At 68.9% G+C, this 20,095-nt stretch carries 15 protein-coding genes; 10 read left to right on the forward strand and 5 right to left on the reverse strand.

All coding sequences use genetic code 11. The annotated features are described in order from the left end of the window. Positions 1-132: 132 nt before the first annotated feature. From OG207_RS06695 to OG207_RS06705, 3 genes are all read left to right on the forward strand, one after another. Positions 133-759 carry a hypothetical protein gene (locus tag OG207_RS06695; RefSeq protein ID WP_285528402.1) on the forward strand — a complete coding sequence of 209 codons (627 nt, stop codon included), beginning with the start codon at positions 133-135 and terminating at the stop codon, positions 757-759. Next, positions 756-2,486, forward strand: a complete 1,731-nt coding sequence (locus OG207_RS06700) for a relaxase/mobilization nuclease domain-containing protein (RefSeq protein WP_329096771.1) — start codon at positions 756-758, stop codon at positions 2,484-2,486. Before OG207_RS06695 ends, OG207_RS06700 begins: the two co-directional genes overlap by 4 nt. A gap of 86 nt (positions 2,487-2,572) precedes the next feature. Then, the gene (locus OG207_RS06705) at positions 2,573-2,995 is read left to right on the forward strand and encodes a hypothetical protein (RefSeq protein WP_285528398.1); all 423 of its coding nucleotides are present in this window, start codon (positions 2,573-2,575) and stop codon (positions 2,993-2,995) included. Between the two features lie 242 nt (positions 2,996-3,237). On the opposite strand, the gene OG207_RS06710 is transcribed toward OG207_RS06705, so the two are convergent. Further along, the gene (locus OG207_RS06710; protein WP_285528396.1) at positions 3,238-3,771 is read right to left on the reverse strand and encodes a putative phosphothreonine lyase domain-containing protein; all 534 of its coding nucleotides are present in this window, start codon (positions 3,769-3,771) and stop codon (positions 3,238-3,240) included. 234 nt (positions 3,772-4,005) lie between these two features. Between OG207_RS06710 and OG207_RS06715 the strand changes: the two genes are divergently transcribed. The 4 genes from OG207_RS06715 to OG207_RS06730 all read left to right on the forward strand — a co-directional run bounded on the left by OG207_RS06715 (position 4,006) and on the right by OG207_RS06730 (position 11,383). Next, positions 4,006-4,998, forward strand: coding sequence for a restriction endonuclease-related protein (locus OG207_RS06715; RefSeq protein WP_329096773.1), 993 nt, complete (start codon positions 4,006-4,008; stop codon positions 4,996-4,998). Next, positions 4,995-8,252, forward strand: coding sequence for a hypothetical protein (locus tag OG207_RS06720; RefSeq protein WP_329096776.1), 3,258 nt, complete (start codon positions 4,995-4,997; stop codon positions 8,250-8,252). The genes OG207_RS06715 and OG207_RS06720 overlap by 4 nt, the downstream gene beginning before the upstream one ends. Before the next feature lie 4 nt (positions 8,253-8,256). After that, positions 8,257-11,043, forward strand: coding sequence for an RNaseH domain-containing protein (locus tag OG207_RS06725; protein WP_329096778.1), 2,787 nt, complete (start codon positions 8,257-8,259; stop codon positions 11,041-11,043). A gap of 94 nt (positions 11,044-11,137) precedes the next feature. Continuing rightward, on the forward strand, positions 11,138-11,383 hold the full coding sequence (locus tag OG207_RS06730) for a hypothetical protein (RefSeq protein WP_329096780.1): 246 nt from the start codon (positions 11,138-11,140) through the stop codon (positions 11,381-11,383). 166 nt (positions 11,384-11,549) lie between these two features. On the opposite strand, the gene OG207_RS06735 is transcribed toward OG207_RS06730, so the two are convergent. The 4 genes from OG207_RS06735 to OG207_RS06750 all read right to left on the reverse strand — a co-directional run bounded on the left by OG207_RS06735 (position 11,550) and on the right by OG207_RS06750 (position 14,361). Next, positions 11,550-12,362, reverse strand: a complete 813-nt coding sequence (locus tag OG207_RS06735) for a class I SAM-dependent methyltransferase (protein WP_285528391.1) — start codon at positions 12,360-12,362, stop codon at positions 11,550-11,552. A 523-nt stretch (positions 12,363-12,885) separates the two neighbouring features. After that, entirely contained in the window at positions 12,886-13,635 is a 750-nt protein-coding gene (locus OG207_RS06740; protein ID WP_285528471.1) for a DUF317 domain-containing protein, read from the reverse strand. A gap of 16 nt (positions 13,636-13,651) precedes the next feature. Then, positions 13,652-13,942: a hypothetical protein gene (locus OG207_RS06745; protein ID WP_432715517.1), complete on the reverse strand. Its 291-nt coding sequence runs from the start codon at positions 13,940-13,942 to the stop codon at positions 13,652-13,654. Between the two features lie 56 nt (positions 13,943-13,998). Further along, complete coding sequence (locus OG207_RS06750) at positions 13,999-14,361, reverse strand: DUF317 domain-containing protein (RefSeq protein ID WP_285528390.1); 363 nt, start codon at positions 14,359-14,361, stop codon at positions 13,999-14,001. Positions 14,362-14,613: 252 nt separating this feature from the next. Here OG207_RS06750 and OG207_RS06755 point away from each other — a divergent pair, with 252 nt between their 5' ends. From OG207_RS06755 to OG207_RS06765, 3 genes are all read left to right on the forward strand, one after another. Further along, entirely contained in the window at positions 14,614-15,168 is a 555-nt protein-coding gene (locus OG207_RS06755) for an endonuclease domain-containing protein (RefSeq protein ID WP_285528389.1), read from the forward strand. Positions 15,169-15,481: 313 nt separating this feature from the next. Continuing rightward, positions 15,482-16,252: a hypothetical protein gene (locus OG207_RS06760; RefSeq protein ID WP_285528388.1), complete on the forward strand. Its 771-nt coding sequence runs from the start codon at positions 15,482-15,484 to the stop codon at positions 16,250-16,252. Continuing rightward, positions 16,237-19,752: a DEAD/DEAH box helicase gene (locus OG207_RS06765; protein WP_329096786.1), complete on the forward strand. Its 3,516-nt coding sequence runs from the start codon at positions 16,237-16,239 to the stop codon at positions 19,750-19,752. The genes OG207_RS06760 and OG207_RS06765 overlap by 16 nt, the downstream gene beginning before the upstream one ends. Positions 19,753-20,095: the final 343 nt, after the last annotated feature.

Genomic DNA, 20,095 nt, shown 5'->3' on the forward strand with positions numbered 1-20,095 from the left:
ACCCGGGTGGCCCGGTCACCGGCCGGGCCACCCGCCCGTCTTCCGCCCGTCCACCTCATACGGCAAGGGCAGGCGGCCATCCGACAGGCATCCCACACCACCGGCCAGCCCAGCAACGAGGACCCCGATCCCATGACCAGCCCGTACACCACGCCCGCGATCGAGCACGCGCAGCCGAAATCCAACTCGACCTCGACGCGAGCAAGTTGGGACGGAAGCGTAGCTTCCGCCGGACCCGCACCCGAGGGGGCGGGCCAGGACCTGCACCGGGGGGCGCAGGCCCTTCTGGCTTCGACCGGGGGCGGATCGAAGCCAGGGCAGGAGGAGAAGCCGTCCGAGCGTCGCAGCCGCCGCGACCGCGCCGACCGCGCCCGACAGCGCCCGCGCCAGCCGCGCGAGAAGAAGCGCCTGCACCAGCCCAATACCCGCCTCAACGACGAAGAGTTCGCCCTGATCAAGTCCGCCGCTGCCCGGTGTCGCCTGTCCGTCGCCGGTTTCCTCGCCCGCGCCTCTCTCGCCGCCGCCCGCGACCTCGACCGCACCAGCGCCGAGATAGCCGACGAGCGCGAGGTGATCACCGCCCTGTTCGAGAGCCGGCGCAGGCTCGGCTGGGCCGGCAGCAACCTGAACCAGGTCTCCAAGGCCCTGAACTCCGGTGCTGACGTCCCCCAGCTCGACGCGGCCCTCGCCGCAGTCCACCGGGCCGCCGAGACCGTGCACGAAGCCGCAGCCCAGCTGATTGCGCAGCGCACCTCGTGATCCCCCGAGTCCACGCCGCCGGATCGCGCACCATCGGCCTCCTCGCCTACCTGTACGGAACGGGCACGCACGAGGAGCACACCGACCCGCACCTCGTCGCGTCCTTCGACGGCATGTCCCCCGATCCCGGCCGTGACCCGAACGCCACCCTGAAGGACCTCCAGCAGCTCCTCGACCAGCCCGTCCAGGCGCTTGCCGAGCACGCCCGACCCGCCAAGCACGTGTGGCACACCTCCGTACGCGCCACCGCGGACGACCGGATCCTGTCCGACGAGGAGTGGGGCGAGATCGCCCGCCGGATCGTGGCCGCCACCGGCATCGACCCCGGCGGCGGCGAGCCGGGCTGCCGCTGGGCGGCCGTACGGCACGCGGACGACCACATCCACATCATCGCCACCCTGGTGTGCGAGGACGGCAGCCGCCCCGACGACTTCCGCTCCGGCAAACGGGCGCAGGCCGAGTGCCGCCTCATCGAGAAGGAACTGGGCCTGCACCAGGTCGCGCCCGGCGACGGCACCGCCGCGCAGCGCCCCACCAGCGCCGAACGCCACAAGGCCGAGCGCCAGGGCCGGGAGCGCACCGCCCGGGAGGAACTGCGCGAGACCGTACGCCGCGCGGTCGCCGGGGTGCGCAGCGAGGAGGAGTTCTTCGGCCGCCTCGCCGCCGCCGGCCTGCTCATCCGCAAGCGAGTCGCCCCCTCCGGTGACCTCCTCGGGTACAAGGTCGCCCTCCCCGACGACCGCAACAAGGACGGCGAGCCGGTGTTCTACCCGGGTGCGCGGCTCGCCCCGGACCTGTCCCTGCCCCACATCCGGGAGCGCTGGAGCGTCGCTGTGCCGTCCGGCCAGAAGAGCGAAAGCGCTACGGCCGACACTCCGCTGCGAGCCGTGCCCGGGCCCGCTTCCGCACGCCGGGCGGCGACCATCGCCGCCTGGCAGGCGGTCCTGGTCCTCGACGACGGTGACGACGGCGTGATCGCCGCGCACATCGCGGCGGCGGGCGAGGTCCTCGACGCCCTCGCGAATACCTCCGCCGCGCACACCCGCAAGCAACTCGGTGAGGCTGCCGTCGCGTTCGAGCGGGCTTCCCGCTCCCACGTCCGGGCCGTCCGCGGGCACGACCGTGCCCTGCGCCAGGCCGCCCGCGACCTCGTCCACGGCGGACCGGCCCTCGGCCGCGGCGAGGACGGCGCCACCACCGCCATGCTCATCGACATGGCGTTCTTCCTCGTGACCGCCGCCGCGCACTGGCACGGCAAGAAGCAGCACGCCCAGCAGGCCGAGGCCGCCCGCCAGGCCGCCGAACACCTGCGCGCCGCCTACCAGGCCGCCGCCGGCCAGCCCATGGCCGTCCTCCACCAGCGCGGCCGATTCCTCCCCCTCCCCCTGCAACGCCGCCACACCCTCCTCGTGCGCCAAGCGCTTCCGGAACTGGCCGAGCAGATCCTCGCCGAGGCGGGATGGCCCGCGCTCGCGGCCACCCTCGCCGACGCCGAAGCCGCCGGCCACGACCCCACCCTGCTGCTCACCGAGGCAACGGCCCGGCGGGAGTTGGACAGCGCGGCCTCTGTCAGCGACGTCCTCGTGTGGCGGCTGCGCCGCGCAGCCGGCCTCCCAGCCGACGCCTCCACCCAGCCCCTCCCCGGCACCACCACAGCCCAGGCATCGTCGCAGTCGCGTACAACCGGGCCGGCACAGAACCGCGACGACCGTCGCCGGGGCCTGTGACTATTCATAAATTTGCTAGTTGCGGCAGGTCACGGGGTTGATGCACGATCTCCCGTGCCCGGCTGGATCAGGACGAGGGGGAACTGATGCTTCGACGCAGACGTGAACGACAGCAGCGGCTTCAAGCGCAACAGCAGTGGGAGGTCTGGAGCGCCATGCACGTCGAACCGGACCCGGCACCGGCGTCGGCCGCGCAGGCAACCGTCGCGGTGGTGGACGACTTCCTGCCGCCCGACCTGCGGATGCCGAGCCGTGACGAGCTGGCCGGGATCCTGATGCCTCACGAGGCGCCCCTCGTCATCGATGGCGAGGTCCACGCCTGCGCCGACTGCGGTGCGTACCGGCAGTGGATCGTCGCCAGCACCCGCGACGGCGTGTGGCTGTGCTGCCCTGCAGGCCACGAGCGGCCCGAGTCCCGCCTGGATGCGGCCTGGTTCAACCGGGTCAGCGGCCCCATCACCGCCCAGCACGCCTCCTGCGAGGAGTGCCTGCGCCACCTCGGCCGCTGAGCCCCCGGCCCATGCCGGAGGAGATCCTCTTGCGCGACCGGTTGTTAGACCCGCCACACCCAGCAAGGGGTTCCCCTGCGTCGTCGCACCACCATCGCCATATCCCTGGCCTTGACCGCCTCCGCCCCGCTGTCCGGCTTCTCTGGCAGACCCGCGCCATAGTCGACTGGGCGGACTCCGCCGACGGGCAACTGGCGCTGCCTCACCCGCGCGCCGCGGTGTCCGGCCAGGGGCTGGGGCCTTCATCCGGCTTTTGCGCTCGACCGGGTACGTGGTGCGGTCGGCTGGGCGTGGCGGTCCCGCCGGACCACTCTGGTCGTTGCGGCGGGGCTGGTGTAGAGGCTGGTTCCGTTCCCATATTCTCCGCGCTCGGTGGCCTCGTCGGTCTTATAGGCGAGAGCGTCCCGGACGCCGAGTGAGCGGAGCGCGACCAGGACGCGTCGTACGTCCTGTTCGTCGTGGTAGTTGGCGGTGTAGATGATGACCGGGCGGCGTGTGGGGTCACCGTCGAAATCGTTGCCCAGGGTAGCGACCTTCGCTCCGGGTCCCAGCTGTCCGGCTTCCACGGCCGTCTTGATGAGTTGCCAGCCTGCGTTGAGGGCGCGGACGGGCAGGAACCACAGCCATTTTCCGGCGTTCGCGTAGTCGCTGGCAGCGCTCGGGGACAGGAAGTCGACGCCCGGGGCCATGACCCACTGCCATGGATGGCGGGTGTCGGCCGCTGGAGGGAGAACGTCGGTGGGCTGCTGGCCTGTGCGGGTGGGCTTGGTGTGCATAGATTTACGATATGCCGCATTCTTGGCGTTTTGCTTGCTATGTGTTCTGGTGTGGTTGTCAAAGATGCTGCCGTTGACGAAGGGCGGCGTGACCAAGCCTTGATGGCGTGCTGCATGGCGGCTGTCGCGGAGTGCGATCCGGCCCTTGCGCCCGCTCGCCGGAGCCGGGTACTGATGGACTGCCTAGCGGTTCTTCGAGCTGCTCATCCCCCGGAGCGGGCCGCGGAGCTCGGGATGAAGGAGTTCCGTCAGGGTCTGCGTGGCACGCTGGGGCCACTGCTTCCCCCCGCTCCGAGCAGGTCCGACCGCTTCGACAGCATGAAGCTGTTCGACGTAGGGGGACTCGTCCGGGACGCGGTCCAGGACCTGTGCAGCGAGCACCTGGTCCCGCAGACTGCGCTAGATCAGTACTGGCCCTGGGCCCGGGTACGCGCCGAGCAGGAAGAGCAACGCCTGTTCGACCTCATGAGGCGCCTGACCCCAGAGGACTACCGCCGTGCCCGTTTCCTGCTGGGACGGCATGCCGCGGGTCCGGTACGAGAACTGAGCCGGCAGTGGGACCGGCTGTGGATGCGATTCGACTTCTTCGAATCGGTGGCCGACTGGCCGTGGTGCCAGGTCGATGGGTGGTGGTATCCGTGCCCGATCTGCCGTTGGCCCATGCGGGCTGTGCGCTCCGGGGCATTGTTCGATGTGCGGTGTGAGGCCCACGCGCCCCGAGGCGTGCACTACCGGTACAGGCTTGGGAAGGGGTCAGGCCCGGGCGAGCTGACCGGAACTGGGAAGGCAGCGGTACCCGTCACTCCCCTGCCAGCCAGCTCCGACCATCTGGCGGTCAGCCGGCCCGTGTGGCGCTACGGCACCCTTCCCGTCCTTCTGGAACTCCAGCTGCACGACAAACTTGCTGGCCTGCCGTTCGTCGACGTGGAGATGTGGCCGGGGGAGCAGCGGCCGGACGAGTATGACCTGCACATCACCGTCACGGTGCCGGGCAGGCGCACGCGGCACTGGCGTGTGGACGCCAAGGCGTGGGAGTCGGTTGTCGCGCTCGGGAAGGCTCTGCATGACCGTCCGGGACTGCGGCGCGGGCTGACGATCGTTCTGCCTGACCACCAGGACAGCGAGCGGCATTTCCTCGGCGACCAGGTAGCCCACCGGGGTGTGAAGGTGACCACCGTCAGCCGTCTCGTCGAGTGCGTCAAGACCGCGTGCGGAGCGCTGAGGTGACGCCGGAAGAGTGGGAGCTGCGGAAGCTGTCCGTCACGGTGCCGCTGGCGCTGGCGCAGGAGTACTTCGGCTTCCGTGATGCAGACGGCCGCATGGTCGTGCCGCTGGACATGGCGTACGTGTTCGCGGCCGCTCGCGCGGACCTGTGGGAGCGCTGGCCGAAGGTCCCCAGGCACGTCAGAGAGCTGGCCGGCCGCTACTGGCGGGTGCGCCCCGACGATCTGGCAGGACGCAGCATGTTCGAGGGGATCGCGCGGGCATGTGCGGTCTCGGGAGGCCTCTACCGGCTTCCCGACGACGTGCCGCCCCGCGAGGCCACCTACCTGCTGGCCGCCCATGCGCAAAGGCCGCTGGAACTGGCACGGGAACTCGTGCGTGAGGCCGAGCAGTACTACTACAGCACTTGCAGGCCGCTGCCCGTAGCCGGCCCCGGGAAATGGCAATTCGGTGGACCTGAGCCCTCCGTGGTGACCATCCCCGACACTGAGGAAGGCGCTCATGTACGGCCTGTGCGGCTGACGACCGCCCCGTACGCAGCGCTGACGACGGTGACCCGCAAGAAGATCCTGCGCCTGGCCCGGCGCCAGGCCAAGGCCGGGCCCGAACGCCACGGCTGGAAGCCGGGCCTTCTCACCTCCTTCATCGACCGGCTCCAGGACGCCTCTGGTGCCCCTGTCACCCGTCTGAACCTGCCGGCCGGGAAGGTCACAGTCGCCAACGCGCCAACGGGCGTGGGCAAAAGCGTCCTGATGAACAACCTCGCACCGCTGCTGGCGGCACGGGGCCAAGGCCCCGTCGCCGTGGTCGTCAGCACGATCCATGACGGCCTGACCAACGCCGAGAGGATCGAGGCGGACGACGCACTCGTCTTCCAGGTCGCCGCTCAGCTGGCCCAGGCCACCGCCCGCCACAAGCTGCGCTGCGTGCCGCTGGTCACCGAAACCCGCATCGCGGAGCAAGCCCAGCGCGCTGCCGAACAAGGACACGAGGACCGACACGACAAGCTCGCCTACGGATGCGACCTGTCCGCATGGGTAACCGATGGCCCCAAGGTGACCCGCGGCCGCGAGCCCTGTCGTGCTCTGACCCAGGTCACCGATCCCGCGGCCGACACCGCAGACGCGGAATCGACGGGCCCGCACGCCTGCCCCCGGATGGCGGTATGCGGGAAGTACGCCCTGTTCCGTGAAGCGGCGCAGGCGGACATCATCGTCACCAACCACCACAACCTGCTGCGCGGCCTCATCCAAGTACCGGTCGACACCGGCCGGAACGTCCTTCGGCAGATCACCGCGATGGAGTTCGTCCAACGCCACTGCCGCCAGATGATCGTCGACGAAGTCGACAACCTGCAGAACAGCTGGTGCTCCACAGGCGCCCACGACTTCTCCCTGGCCACGCGGGGCATCAACAAGACCTCGCTGCTGGTGCAGGTGGACCACCAGCGCCAGAGCCTGGCAGCAGCGGCAGACCGCCGGGTGATCAACGCCCTGTTCAAGGCCAGAGGACTGGGCGAGCAGTTTCTCAACTACGTGCTGGACGGCGAGCTCTGGCTCGAACAGGACACCCAGGAGGACGAACGTCCCGGATCTGGATGGCACGTACCAGGCATCTGGGACCGCATCCTGATCAAGGACCTCCTCGGCCTCGACGAACACGCCCGCCTCGATCGGGACACCCACAAAGCGTTCCGGGCGATCTTCCCTGATGCCGATAACAACACCGCTCCCGACCCACGCTTCAAGGAACTGTCTGGCATCCTCGCCCGTGCCGTCAGCCGTGACACCGACGAAGACGAGCTGCCCCTCCTCAAAACAGAAATCGCGCGAGCCCTCAAACACCTCAGGATCCCCAGACGGCGCCACCGTGACGTCAGCAACGCACTGCTCGTCCGCGCATGGCTGGGCTGCCTCCACCAGAGCCTGACCTACCTGAAGTCCGTCATCGCCGGACTCGGCTCCCAGCTGACAGCCGGCCGTGAACTGGCCCGAGCACTCGGCTCCTTCACGCAAGGCGGCGCCCTGCCCTACGGCCCCTTGGGCTACCAGCTGTTCGGATTCAAGGTCAACAAGAACAACCGGGGCGGCGGAGAGCTCTTCGTTCAGTCCCTCGGCGGCGACCCCCACACCGGGACCGTCCAGCTCGGCGGCACCATCGCCCTCGCCACCGGCGGCTTTGAGCGCAGCGTTCTTGCCCTGTCCGCCACCGCCTTCTTCCCCCGAGCAGCCTGCGAGCACCTGCACACCGAACCCGCCTACGTCATGACTGACGCCACCCCCGGCGCGGTCACCGCCCTGGCCGGCACCGTCTCCGACTCGGACACCGAATGGAACCCCATCACGGTCGGAGGCATCGACGAAGCCTACAAACCGGAAAGGATCCAGGAACTCGGGAAGAGACTCTGGCAGACCCGGCTCTCCGAACACCTGAGACAGCTGGAGATCGACGACCACGACCGGGCCAGAGCCATGGTGGTCTCCAACTCCTACAAACAGGCCGCCCTCCTCGCGATCGGCATCGCCTCAGCTGCATTGCAGGCCTCCTGGATCGCCGTGGTCATCCCCAAGTCCGGAATCCCGCCGGGCATTCACCTGCCCCCAGGCGTAGTGACCATCACCATCGACCAGCTTGAGGACCTGCCCCGCACCCACCCCCAGGTCAAGGTCATCTGCGCCCCCCTGTCCCTGGTTGCCCGCGGACTGAACATCCTCGTCCCCGGCACCGAACGCTCCGCATTGGCCTCCGTGTGGGTCGGCCTACGCCCCGTCGCCGACCTGCACTCACCCGCGGCGATGTACGCCAGCATCAACGCGACCGCCATCGCTGCAGCCTGCCCGGGCCCCGACCCCGCCCGCATGCTCGCCATCCAAAGGCGAGCCGCCCGAAGGCACCTCCACACCCTGCTGAGCAGCGACCCGCGCTTCAGCAGACTCCCCCGCTACCTGAAAACCGAGATCCTGGCAGGAATCCTGGTCGACCTCATCCAGCTCGCTGGCCGTGCCCGCCGCGGAGGCACCCCCGTCCAGCTCTATCTCGTCGACAACTCTCTCCTCGACACCCGCCTGGGCTCCGACTTCCCCTCCCTGGTCCGCTCCTACTACGCCGGACTCACCGAGGACGAACAGGCAAGCCTGCGCCGCGTCTACGGCTCCACCTTGACCGCGTGGCTCGACTTCGCCCACGCACCCGACATCCCCCCGCTCTCCCACGTCCCCCTGCCCCGCAGCGAAGACCTTGATCACGAAGGCGTCTGATGAGATGAGTACGGACCAGACCCAGCTGTCCCTGCTGGCCTGCCACACCGACGAAGAACTTCTGGGCTCGGTATTGCTGTACCGCCTGCCCGAGGCAAAGATCGACACCGCCTGGAGAAAGCTGCGTGAGGAATACCGCGGCATCACCGGCTCGAAAGCCAACCTCCCCTACAGCGGCCTGCTGACGGTCCTACGCGCCATCGGCTACACCAGCGCCGTGCTCGACCCCACGTCCAAGGCCAACCCGCCGAAATTCCTCGCCACGGCACGGCCCATCGACCGCGACGACCTGCATGCCGCTATCACCCTCTGGGAGCAGGCGCTGCTGCAGACCCCCGCCGACAGCTTCACCTTCCAGCACCCGAGCCAGATCGCCGACCTCATCGCCGGCACCGCGCCCGAAGAGGTCAAGCTCTGGGACCAATTCACCCGCACCACAGCCTGCGTCGACGCGCCGGGGTGGGTCTGGAGGGCCGCTGGCTGGATCCTTGCAGACAAGCTGGCCGCCCACACATGGAAGATCGACGGCAAGACCGTCGCTTTCCGCCGGGATCTCGACAACTGCCTCCAGGTGTGGGATCCCACCCTCCTATGGAGCAACACCTGGCTCGCCGCCCGTGGTGAAACCCTCGAAGACACCCCCAAGCCCGACCAGGAAGACGACGCCTGGAAGAAGGTCACCCGATACGCCACCCTCCGGCTCGACGTCAGCATCAACTCCCACCCTGGCCTGACACACCCGGTGGCCGTCGTGCAACCTTCAGTCTCCCGGCTGAGCAACACGCTGCGCAACGCACGGACAGCCTGGTTCGAGCCCCGCAATGCCCAAGGCCCCCTCCTCAACCTCGAGCTCGGCGGATACGGCGAGTACACCCACCTCAACCACACCACCCGTCTGGCGCTGGACGCCTGGACCCGCCTGCACGGAGAATCCGTCTTCCCGCGTGACGAGGACAATGAGTTCCTCGCCCCCGCCGCCCTCGACCTGAGCGGCCCTCCCGGAAAGCTGCGCGCCCTCGTACCCTTCGCCACGAGCTACCCGGTCGGCAGGGGCCTGGGCATGTACGGCCAACGGGAACTCGCCCGCCACGTCAGTACCGCCCTCGACCAGCCATTGGTCAAGTGCGCACAGGTCGCGGGCCGACGTCCCTTCGGCAACCGGCGCACCACCATCGAAGGCCGCGACGCGATCCTGTGGGACGACGAGAACCTGCCGCACATCATCGCCGCGTCCGGATGCCGGAAACTGCGCATCCTCGCCCTCTACAAGAGCCAGGACATGCGCACCCGCATGCAGTCCCTGCTGGCCTACCACTTCAACCGCCCCGACCTCGCCGCCAGCGGCATCGGCGAGCACAAGGTCGTGCCCCTCAACGAACACGTCGAGGTCCTCTTCCAGTCAGCACCGAAACTGCTGGCCCACGGCGAGCACCACGACCAGCGCCCCGCACTCGTCAGACAACTCAACGGCCTCGACGCCCCCGAGCACACCCGCCTCCTCGCCCTGTGCGAAACCGAGTACGACCCCAAAACCTGGGCCCGCCAACGACGCGCCTCGAAGAAGACCGACTCCACCGTCGTCAACCCCGACACTCTCGACGCAAAGCACCGAGTCAACGGCGAGCTCGCCCGACATCGAGTCCTGGCACAGTTCCTCACCCTGTACAAGCCCGGACGACGGAACCCCCGTAAAAAGGACCGCGAACTCACCACCGACCTCGAACTCCTGGGCCTGGAACTTCAAGGCCACCACCGAGGCCACATGGCCGTAGCAGACCTGTCCCGCGTGGCAGGCCTCGTACACCCGCGACTGACCAAAGCACTCGCCTCCGGCCCCAACGGCCTCAAGGAGCCGCTCGTCCACGTCGGGCTCCACCTGCGCCAGCAGCGCGGTGAACGGCACGTAGGCACCGACGAACCGAAACTGATGTGGACCCTCGTCGCCCTCGTTCCCCACGGCCCTTACTGGCGAACCCTCGCCTACCTTCCCGCCGAGCACGCCGGCCCTGGCACCTGGCTCGACTACGCCACCGCCAACCACCAGTTCCGGGCCAGGCCACTGCCGGAAGGCAGACGCCGCGATGACCTCCTGCCCCGGCACATCGACCACGCACTCTACGACCTGGGCAGGCACGCCGGCCGATCACAGGGATACATCCTGTATGTCTCCGGAGCCGAAGCCCGCAGCATCTGGCCCCTCCTCGCCAACAAAAACCTGGGCGAAAGGCCCGACGCCGCCGGCCTCATCAATGGGCGGCCGGCGCTGCCCGGTTTCACACTCGCACCCGACCAACGCCCCCGAGCAGTCATCCGGGTCACCTCTGGAAGCGACAACGTGGCGAGGCCAGCCCTCATCGAACGCCTCCGCCACGACCCGGAGCACGACGAAACCTGCACCGAGGAAGGCAAGCTCGCCACCGGCCTGTTCCAGATGGAAGACGCAGAACAGACATTCATCCTGTGCAACCTTCCCCACCAGTTCACAGGGGGCGCACGCTACGCCCGAGCAGGCGAGTCCTACACCCGGTGGGGCAGCAGCGACCCCAAGGAACAAGCCGAAACCTGGTACAGCCACACGGCAGCGGAGATCACCGTGCTTCACCATCCAGCCGACCAGGCCTTGCTCACCTACGGCCTCACCGCTGCCCGTCTATGTGACCACGCCCTTCACTGGGAACACCGCACCCAATACCCCGCACCGATCCATCTCGGCATCCAGATGGACAAGAACCACCCCGAGTACCGCCGGACAGTCGACAACCCCGACACCGGCGATGAGGCCGAGACCTAAGCCACGAGGCAGGGCGAAGCCCAGCTGTGCCCCGCACAGCTGGGCGACACCTCCCGCATCGACACATGATGCGAAAGAGGCGGTACGGCTCGCCGTGGACCCGGAAGACCTCGCGAAGTGGAACCACTGGCTCGAGCACTTGGTCGACGGCGTCCCCGTTCAACTCGTACGCCCCATCGACACAGACCGCCCCTCCTGGGCCGCCTACGAGAACGCTCGATACCTGGGCACACTCCATGCCCAGATCGACCTCGACGGACGCTGGCACGTCCAGCGGCTGAACGAGCGCCACCTCAGCCTCGACGATGCCATCCGCGCACTGCGCCGCCCCGATGACTAGCTAGGCTAGGCAAGGCAACCGAACGCCTACACCTGCCGCGCCGCGACGCTGGTGCTTGGTGCACCGGGCAACGCGGCACGGCAGGACGCTGGCCGGGAGACGCCGACGGGCCGCGACCCTCCCCCAGGGCGACGTGGTCGGCGTGGATGCCCGGACGAAGCCGAAATCAGCCTCGGGCGAAAGCCAGCATGTGGGCCGAGGAATCCGTCAGGGCTGGGTATGGCTCGGCGACCCGTGCAGCAGCGAGCGCCGCTTCGTACATGGGGGTGCCGATCAGGTCGATGCCCGCGTACTTCGTGATCGCCTTGACCGCGACCCAGCCCGGCCCCTCCACCCCGTAGACGGCGTGCTCGGCGAACCCTGCCGCCGTCAGCTCTTCGCGGAGCTCGGCGGAGGTCTGGAAATAGGCGTGGGTAAATCCGCGGGAACCGGTGTAGCGACCTTCGTCGAGGGTGGTGCGCACACCGTCCTGGATGGCGCGCTCGGCGATGCCAGTCGTGGCAATGTAGTCGAGCAGCGGGCTATAGCGGCTGATCACGGCTGCGGCGAGGAGGCCGCCGGGACGCAGGACGCGTCGGGCCTCGCGCAGGGCGGCGAGTCGGTCGGACTGTTCGTGCAGGTGGTAGAGCGGGCCCAGGAGCAAGACGACGTCGAAGGAGTCGTCGGCCGCGGTCAGGGTCCGGGCATCGCCGAGTTCGGTGGTGACGCCCGGGATTTCGGCGGCCTGGGCGATGTGCTTGGCGACGGGGTCGATGAGGTGCACGGTGTGGCCGTCTTCGGTGAGCCAGCGGGCGTGGGCGCCGGGCCCGCCGCCGACGTCGAGGATCCTCGCTGGTGGGTGTGGCAGGCGCCGGCGTAACAGCTCCCGGGTGCGTTCCAGTTCGAGCATGCCGGTGGCCGTGGTGTGCAGGCGTCCGGCTTCGTCGGACTGGTCGTAGAAGGCGATGATCTCCGGGCGCACGGGCTGGAAACTGGACACGAGGTCCCCCTTAGTCGGTCGGATGGCGAGCAGGCTAGGGCACTGCTCGAACTGATCGCCTCGCATTTCTGGCCGGCGCGTCCCCTCGCCATGCCACGCCCGCCTGCCTCGGACTCCCCCCGGATGGTGTCCGCCCGTCGTCAAACGCAACAGGCCCGGAACCCCCGTTGAGGGGGTCCGGGCCTGCGGTTATGAGTATCGAAAGGGCGGCATGCCGTCCGGGTCCGCTTGCTCCAACAGACCGGGCCGGTGCCGTCATCCGCACGCGTGCCGTCTACGAGCGTCGTCGGGTACGACTCTGAGACTGGCCGTGCAGGTCCATCCGCAGGTGCACACTGCTTCCCAGGTGGCGCGGCCGGTGCAGCCTTCGGTGCGGGGATAGCCACGTGGGGAAAGACGGTGCCGGTCGGGGCCGACGGTCGGGCATTGGGTGCCGTCGGGGTGGTAGGCGGTCAGTTTGGGCAGGCTGCGAGGCAAGGGATCCTCCAAGACGGACGTGCAGGTGGCGGGTTGGTCTCCGGGTTCAGTGAGCCCGGGTGAGAATGAGGCGGCCCTCGGTGCCCTCGGGGAGGCTGCGGCGCAGGACCGGGGCGGGTGAGGCCAGGGACGCGGCGAACGCGGCGACGAGGTCGTGCGGGACGCTGGGGCTGAAGGTGGCGGCCCACTGGTATGGGGCTCCGAGTGCGGGCTCAGCCCACGCCTGCCAGCCCAGCAGGTCCGGGCGCGGGTCGGCGTCCTGGATCTCCGCCGGGGTGGGTCCCCAGGTGAAGCCGGCGGACAGGCCGGGGTCCCAGGCGGTGGTCTCGGGCCGGTCGACGTCGCGGGCCCAGCCGAGTGCGGTCAGCGCGCCGAGGACGGCGTCGGGGCCGTCGTAGTTGAGGGCCGGGTCGGTGCGTGCCTCGACGGCGAGGAGGAAGTCCGCGACGGCTTCGTGGGGGGTGCCGGCGGTGAAGTAGGCGTTCCACTCGGCCAGTGCGCTGTCTGCGGCTGGGCGGGCGGAGACTTGCCAGGCAACGGGGAGGTCTCCGAGGCGGAAGAGGTTGTCGGGGAGGATCCATTCGGCGCCGCACAGTCGGCTGGGGCTGAGGAACAGCCAGGTGCTGCGGGCGGTGGTCCAGCTGGTCCAGCCCGCCTCGGCGAGCAGGCCGGTGATCCGGTCGGCGAGGATGCCGTCGTCGCCAGCCAGGTGGCGGGGCGTGACCCAGTACGCGGGGCCGGCGGGGTTGGGGGTGGACGGGTAGCGGGGGTGGTGCGGGTTCAGCAGCGCCTCCAGGCGGGTGCGGTACGGGTCACTGGCCTGCGCCTGCAGTGCCGGTGGCGGTGCGGCGGCGCCGCGGGGGTGCCTCGGTGGGCTCGTGCCAGGCCAGGCCCACGGCGACCGCCGGCGGTACGGGCCCGAGCTGTTCACCTCGTTCTGCGATGTAGACGACCGTCCGCCCCTGCGTGTCCATGGTCGCGGTGATGCCGGCGACGGTGTGCTCCAGCGGGAAGAGCGGGTTGATGGCCAGGCGCACAGGTGCGCTGCGGTCGAAGGCGGACAGACGGTCGATGAACTCGCCGACGGTGATCTCGCGATCCAACAGGTTCTCCTTCAAGAACGTGAGTGAGGCTGCCCTGCAGGCGGCGCGGGCGCTGTTCAGCCCAAGGTCACAGGGCAGGAAGTGGCCAGGACGTGCGAGACGGCGGCTGCAACGACCTCTGCGGGCGTTTCGACGTCGAACGACACGTGGTATCCAGGGAAGCCGGCGAGGCCAGTGACCGCGAGTTTCCAGCCCTCGCCGTCGGTGCCGGGGCGTCCGGCGGGGAACCAGCCGAGGTAGAAGCGGCCGTCCTTGCTGCTGATGTGGAGATCGGCCCGGTCGTCCACGATGAGGTTGAAGTCCTCGGCGGTGAACTGGTCGATCACACTGGACGGCTGGCCGGGGCCGAGCTGCCAGGAGCGGAGCCTCAGCGCCTCGATCGTCGTCGCGAACCCGTGTTTCGAGCCTTCCGCAGCCATGAGCTCACACCTCTCTGACCTGGGGTTTCTTGGGAAGGTGTCCACGTTGACATCGGTTGCCGCGCTCCACCAGTCCTTTGCCGATCTTTCCTGTCTGCCCCAGGCGAACTGGGGCACCGAGGCCCACTGCGGGACGCCCGAATCTCACGGTTGATGGACCCACGGCCTACCGGCCATGGAACCCCCATTGGCCCGCCCTCAGCCGACGCGACGACGGTGGGCGCTGTCAGCGGCGGGTTCTAGGATCCCGGCATGATTTCCCCCGAAGAAATCGAGCAGATCATGACGCGGATCGAAGGAGACGGTGAATTCTGCGACTGTGGGGCATGGGCGGCCCGCCTGGTACGGGGCCGTGAGTGCCCGGGGTGCTACCGGATGCGCCGGGGCATCGAGAAGTACGGGCTCACCATCCCCAAGTACAACGCCATCTGGCGCGCGCAGAGTTTTCGGTGCGCCCTCTGCGGGGACAACGAGGAGCCCTGCGACGGCGGTATCCCTCACGTCGAACCACGCCCCTGGCAGATCGATCACAACCATGAGTGCTGCGGCATGAAGGGCTCCAGCAACCGCTGCTGCGTTCGCGGGATCCTCTGCCGCCCCTGCAACCTGAATGAGCTGGCGCCGTATGAGCGCAAGCGCCGTCGCGGCGCCGGCTTTGCAGTCCCGGACATCGACGCCTATCTCGCCAACCCGCCGGCGCGCCGCCCAGAAGCCCGTGTCATCCGCGGCCGCGACGATGCCTACCTGCCGACCTCCTGGGCCTTCATTCACGATGCGGAGGTGGCTAAGCAAGGGTATGTGAGGTAGCCGTGAGCGTTCCACCACTGACGCTCGCCGCCGCACAGACTGTGGGGAGGCGTCTAGCTGGCCTGCAAACACGTTCTTGGCCTCCTCCAGGACAGGCGCGGACCGCTCGATAGGGTGATCCTGCCGAGGGCCACCTCGGCCCCTGCACCCAACCAATACGGTGTGGGAGATCTGGGACGAGCAGGGGGTTCGGGTGGCGGAGGTTTCGCCCGCGCAGGCGCTGGCCCGAGCAACGGACGTCGGTGGGCGGGTGTCAAACCTGGTACGACGGGAGCCCCGAGGAGACGACCAGACGTGCCGCTGGGAGCTCGTCGTGACCCTCAGCGGCAGCCCCGAGGACCGGGCAGCCGCCGCATGGATCATCGCCGACGAAATCATGCAGGAACGCACCGGCGGGCGCCCACGGACGTACGGAAAGTGGCGCGAGGCCACCTTGAATGAGGCGAAGCTCACCGGGACGGACCACGTCCTGGTGAAGGCCTTCGCAGAGCCTGTCTTCGAAGCGGCAGCCGCGATGAAGGAGGGCAACCACGGGCTGGCCGGGTACGTGGGCGAGTGGCTCTGGTACCTCCTGACCCGCGACCTGCCCAAGGACCCAGCTCGCACCGTGGAGATCCTCGGACCGCCCAAAGCCGCCGTCAACGACGGAGGCGGCGACGGACTCATCGTTTACCGTGATGGCGGAAAGGCCCGGGGCTTCTCCTTCCGTCTGTGGGAGATGAAGAAGTACACCGGGGTGGCGAACCGGCCCGATGGTGCGATCCGCAAGGGCTGGACGCAACTCAGCACCAAGGGGGCGACCTACCTGGGAATGCTCTCCTGGGGCGACAAATTGCTCGCTGACGACACCCGGCAATTCGTGGGCAGTCTGGCCGAGCAGTGGGTCGATGAGGAGGAGTCAGCCAGCGGCGGCGTCAGCGTCGCGCTAAACACCACGGCGATCCCGACGAAGGCCTTCCACCTCGCGCACGAGCACTTCACCACCCACAAGCACCCCGGCGCGCTGCAGGGCCTGGTGGTGGCGATCGACGATCTCGAGGGCTTCGCCCATGAGGTGAGGAAGTACGTGTGGACCGCACTCTAGATCCGGCTGCACTCGCCACCGCCCTCGGCGAATACCGCCCCGGCGGGGTCCTGCCCTCGGCACAGGACCTGCTGGCAGCCATCACCCAACTGGAGATCGCCGCCTTCGGCAGTGACCAGGAGATCCCGGAGGACGTGCTGGCCACGGCGTGGCTCCTGCACGGACTGGCCGCGGTCGAGCCTGAGTCTCCTGGGTTCGACCCGACGCGGACCCGGCGGGCCCTCGCGGTCAGCGCGCACGTGATGGATCTGGCCTTGGCCGACGAGCGACACTCCCCGACCGAGCGGCTGAGGATCGCCTTCGCCGCCCAGACCGGGTACCGCCGGTGTGAGCAAGAGCCCAACGCCACCGCCGTCTACCGCCAGGTCAAGAGCCTGGTGAACTTCACTTCCTCGCTCCCGGCGCACATCGACACTTTGTCCCTGGAGGCCGGTGTCCTGTTCCTGGGGTTCGACCGGCCCGATCTGAACCGGGCCCTGTCCGCGTGGCGTCGGCAGTTCGCGGAGCTCCGTGAGCTGATGGACGGCGATCCCCTCGCGGGCACGATGTACGGACCTGCCGAAGCTGTCGTCGAAGCGGTCCACCTCTTGCGCCTGTTTCTCTCATTCGGCGGTCCGGACCGCCTGCAGAACGCAGAGGAGCTGCTGGGCAGTGTGCTCGACGGCCGGGCCGGCCGCAGTGATCCGTCGGCCCGGTGGGTCGCGGCCCACCTCCTCGGCCTGAGCGGAGAGATGGCCGCCAGCAGCTTGTACACGCTGCTCCCGGAGGGAACTCCGGACGCGGTTGCCCTGACCTTCGCGCAGTCCGATCCGCCGGTGATGACGCTGTGGCCCCCTCAGCGCAAGCTGCTGAACCTGGAGCGGGGCAACCCGGTTGACCCCGCCACAGGCCGGAGCCTGATCAGCGTGCCCACCAGCGCGGGTAAGACTCTGATGGCCCAGCTAGTGATCTGTACCCACCTGGCGCAGAGGCCCGGCCGCGTGGTCTATGTGTCGCCGATGCGCAGCCTGGGCCGGGAGATGCGGGCCGCGCTGCGGGGCCGGCTGCGGCTGCTGGAGCGCAAGCTGGTCGCCGAGCAGCCGGACTTCCCGCTCGCCGACGGCGGCGGTTCCCTCGTCGGGGACGTGGACATCGTGACCCCGGAGCGGCTCATGCACATGATCCGCAACGACCCGGGCGCAGCGCTGGACGAGGTCAGCCTGGTCGTCGTCGACGAGGCCCACCACCTCGCGCAGGGCCGGCGTGGTTTCGTGCTGGAGAGCCTGCTCGCCCTTCTGCGGACCCGCTCCGACGTCAGGCTGGTGCTGCTGTCCGCCGCTGTGGGCAACCGGGGTGCGCTGGCGTCGTGGCTGGACCCGGAGCGGCCGGCGGAAGAGGTGTATTTCACCGACGACTGGCGCGGGCCGAGGCGCCTGCACGGCCTCATGTACCCGCGGCTACTCAAGGGCCAGGCCGAGCGCACCCCGCGTAAACCGAGCAAGAACCAGCCCTCCACAACCCGGGCCACAGTGCCGGTGGCTCCCCGGCTCGACGTCCGGCCGACCGCCGCCAGTGGCATCTTCGGCCGGACCTTCCCCGGTGTCGGCACCAGAGCGTATGCCTCTCCCGATTCCTGGCAGTGGAAGGCTGCCACCAAGCTCAGCGGCGGCATCACGGACTACGAGGTATTCGCCGCCGGGGCCGCCGCCCTGACCCGGGCTGGCAGCGTCCTGATGGTCGTCGCCAGCAAAGTCATGGCCAGGAACGCCGCGCACGCCATGGCCGATCACCTGGACGTCCGCCCCGAGGCTGCGGCCCTCACCGAGTTCCTGGCCGAGACCCTCGGCGAGCACCACCCCTTGGTCGACTGCACCCGCCACGGCGTCGCCTTCCACCACGCCGACCTTCCCGACGACGTTCTCCATGCCGTCGAACAAGGACTTCGTGACGGAGACCTGCTGGCCATCGCGAGCACCACCACCCTCACCGACGGCGTTAACCTCCCGGTGCGCACCGTCATCATCAATCACTCAGTCGAGGGTGATCCCACACGCGGGAACCAGCGCGGACTCAGTCCCGCGAAACTGCTCAACGCTATCGGCCGGGCCGGCCGGGCTGGGCGTGAGAGCGAGGGGTGGGTCATCCTCACGCGCCCCTACCCGCCCGGGGCCGCGGAGTTCGAGACGCTCAATCCCGACAGCGAGCGGCTCACCGTCACCTCCGAACTGCTCAGCGAAGACGCCCTGCGGTCACTGGCTCATGCTGAGTGGCAGCTGCACAACTCGCTCGACGGTCTGTTCGGTGTGGTGGGAACCGTCGCGGCCGACTTCGCCACGTTCGTATGGCTCGTCCTGCAGACCCACGCCGAAATCCTCCACGCACCCGGCGGCCGGTTGGACCCGGTGCGGTCGCTGCTCGCGATGGAGCAGGCCAACGACCCTTCGGTCCCGGCCCGCTGGATGGCGTTCGCGCGAAAGGTCTCCGCTGTCTACGACGCCACCGACCCTGTTTCGACCCGCCGGTGGGCCAGTACCGGAACCAGCATCGGATCCGCCCGCTTCCTCGACAAGGTCGCTGGACGCCTCGCGGAGCAACTCGTCGCCTACGCGGTCCCCGAGGACGCCCCGGACGAGATCAGCGTCTTCTTCGAGCCGCCCGAGTGGCCGCTGGAGCAGACCTTGGGCTTCCTTACCGAGCAGGGTGCCTTCACGGACCTTCTACAGACACCCGAGACCTACAGGAGCTGGAAGCTCACCACCCAGGTGACTCCCAGCTTCCGCGGTGACGTGCCGATTGGCGGCGCGGTTCGGGACTGGATCTCCGGCACCTCCATCCCGGAACTGGCCCGTACCTGGATGCCGGACGGCATGCCGCCCCACCCCCAGATGCTGGAGCTGACCGTCCAGAGCATCAAGCAGGCCTTCGAGCACGCGATCAGCTGGACAGCCGGAGCCCTGATCAACCTCGTCAACACCCATCCCCTGCTGACACCCACTACACCGCGCCTTTTCGCGCAGACGGCCTGGCACATCCGGCACGGTGTCGACACCGACCAGGCCATCACGCTGTTGACCTCCGGCATCACCTCCCGCCGCCTGGCACATCAGATCGGCCGTGCCGCGGCGGAGGCGGGCATTGGCTCCGGTGAGCTCCGAACCTGGGTCGCCGATCAGCAGATCGACGGATGGGTCAACGCGTACAAGGCCAACGCGTACGAGGTCGAGGACCTCCTCGACTACGTGAGCAAGCCAGCCAATCCGCTCAACGAACTGCTGCGAGGTCGCCCCGTGACCATCCCTCTTGCACGGGTAGGACCGGGCACCGGAGACGGGCCGGTCACCCTGGCCCACCCGGGCAAGATGCCGGCGACCATCATGGTCAAGCGCGACGGTAACCAGATCGCCGCCATCCCCGCCGCCTGGCATCACGCCGTCCTCACCATGATCGACAGCGGTCTCGACCTCACCCACCACCTTGAGGCCGAGCAACTGGTGATCACCTCTGCCATGGCCAGCCGGTAGGGCGCCGAAGTTGGCCAGCGCCGGACGGGCTCGGCCTCGCGGACCTGTCCGGCCGATCATGTGACTGCCGCCTGATCGGATCGCTGTCCCGTGTATGAGGCGGGGTGAACGTGGTGATCTGTCGGGCCCGTTCCTGCCCGTCAGCAATGATCGATGCGGGCGGTGGCGCGACCTTCGTCACGTGATCGACGGGATCTTGCACCGGGTGCGGACCGGGGTGCGGCCCCTATTTGACTCCTGAGCGCGTCTATCCCCCGCTGTCCAGCCCGGCTTCCACAGCAGCGTTCGGGCAAGACGCCACACCCACCGGCCGGATGCGGGCAACGCAACTGGCCCCAGGAAC

It is taken from the genome of Streptomyces sp. NBC_01439 (assembly GCF_036227605.1).
In the GTDB taxonomy this organism is placed as follows: domain Bacteria; phylum Actinomycetota; class Actinomycetes; order Streptomycetales; family Streptomycetaceae; genus Streptomyces.

Coding starts and splice junctions, on each gene's coding strand:
- OG207_RS06695 (WP_285528402.1), top strand. CDS start 133: ATGACCAGCCCGTACACCACGCCCGCGATCGAGCACGCGCAGCCGAAA.
- OG207_RS06705 (WP_285528398.1), top strand. CDS start 2,573: ATGCTTCGACGCAGACGTGAACGACAGCAGCGGCTTCAAGCGCAACAG.
- OG207_RS06710 (WP_285528396.1), bottom strand. CDS start 3,771: ATGCACACCAAGCCCACCCGCACAGGCCAGCAGCCCACCGACGTTCTC.
- OG207_RS06715 (WP_329096773.1), top strand. CDS start 4,006: ATGAAGGAGTTCCGTCAGGGTCTGCGTGGCACGCTGGGGCCACTGCTT.
- OG207_RS06725 (WP_329096778.1), top strand. CDS start 8,257: ATGAGTACGGACCAGACCCAGCTGTCCCTGCTGGCCTGCCACACCGAC.
- OG207_RS06750 (WP_285528390.1), bottom strand. CDS start 14,361: ATGGCTGCGGAAGGCTCGAAACACGGGTTCGCGACGACGATCGAGGCG.
- OG207_RS06755 (WP_285528389.1), top strand. CDS start 14,614: ATGATTTCCCCCGAAGAAATCGAGCAGATCATGACGCGGATCGAAGGA.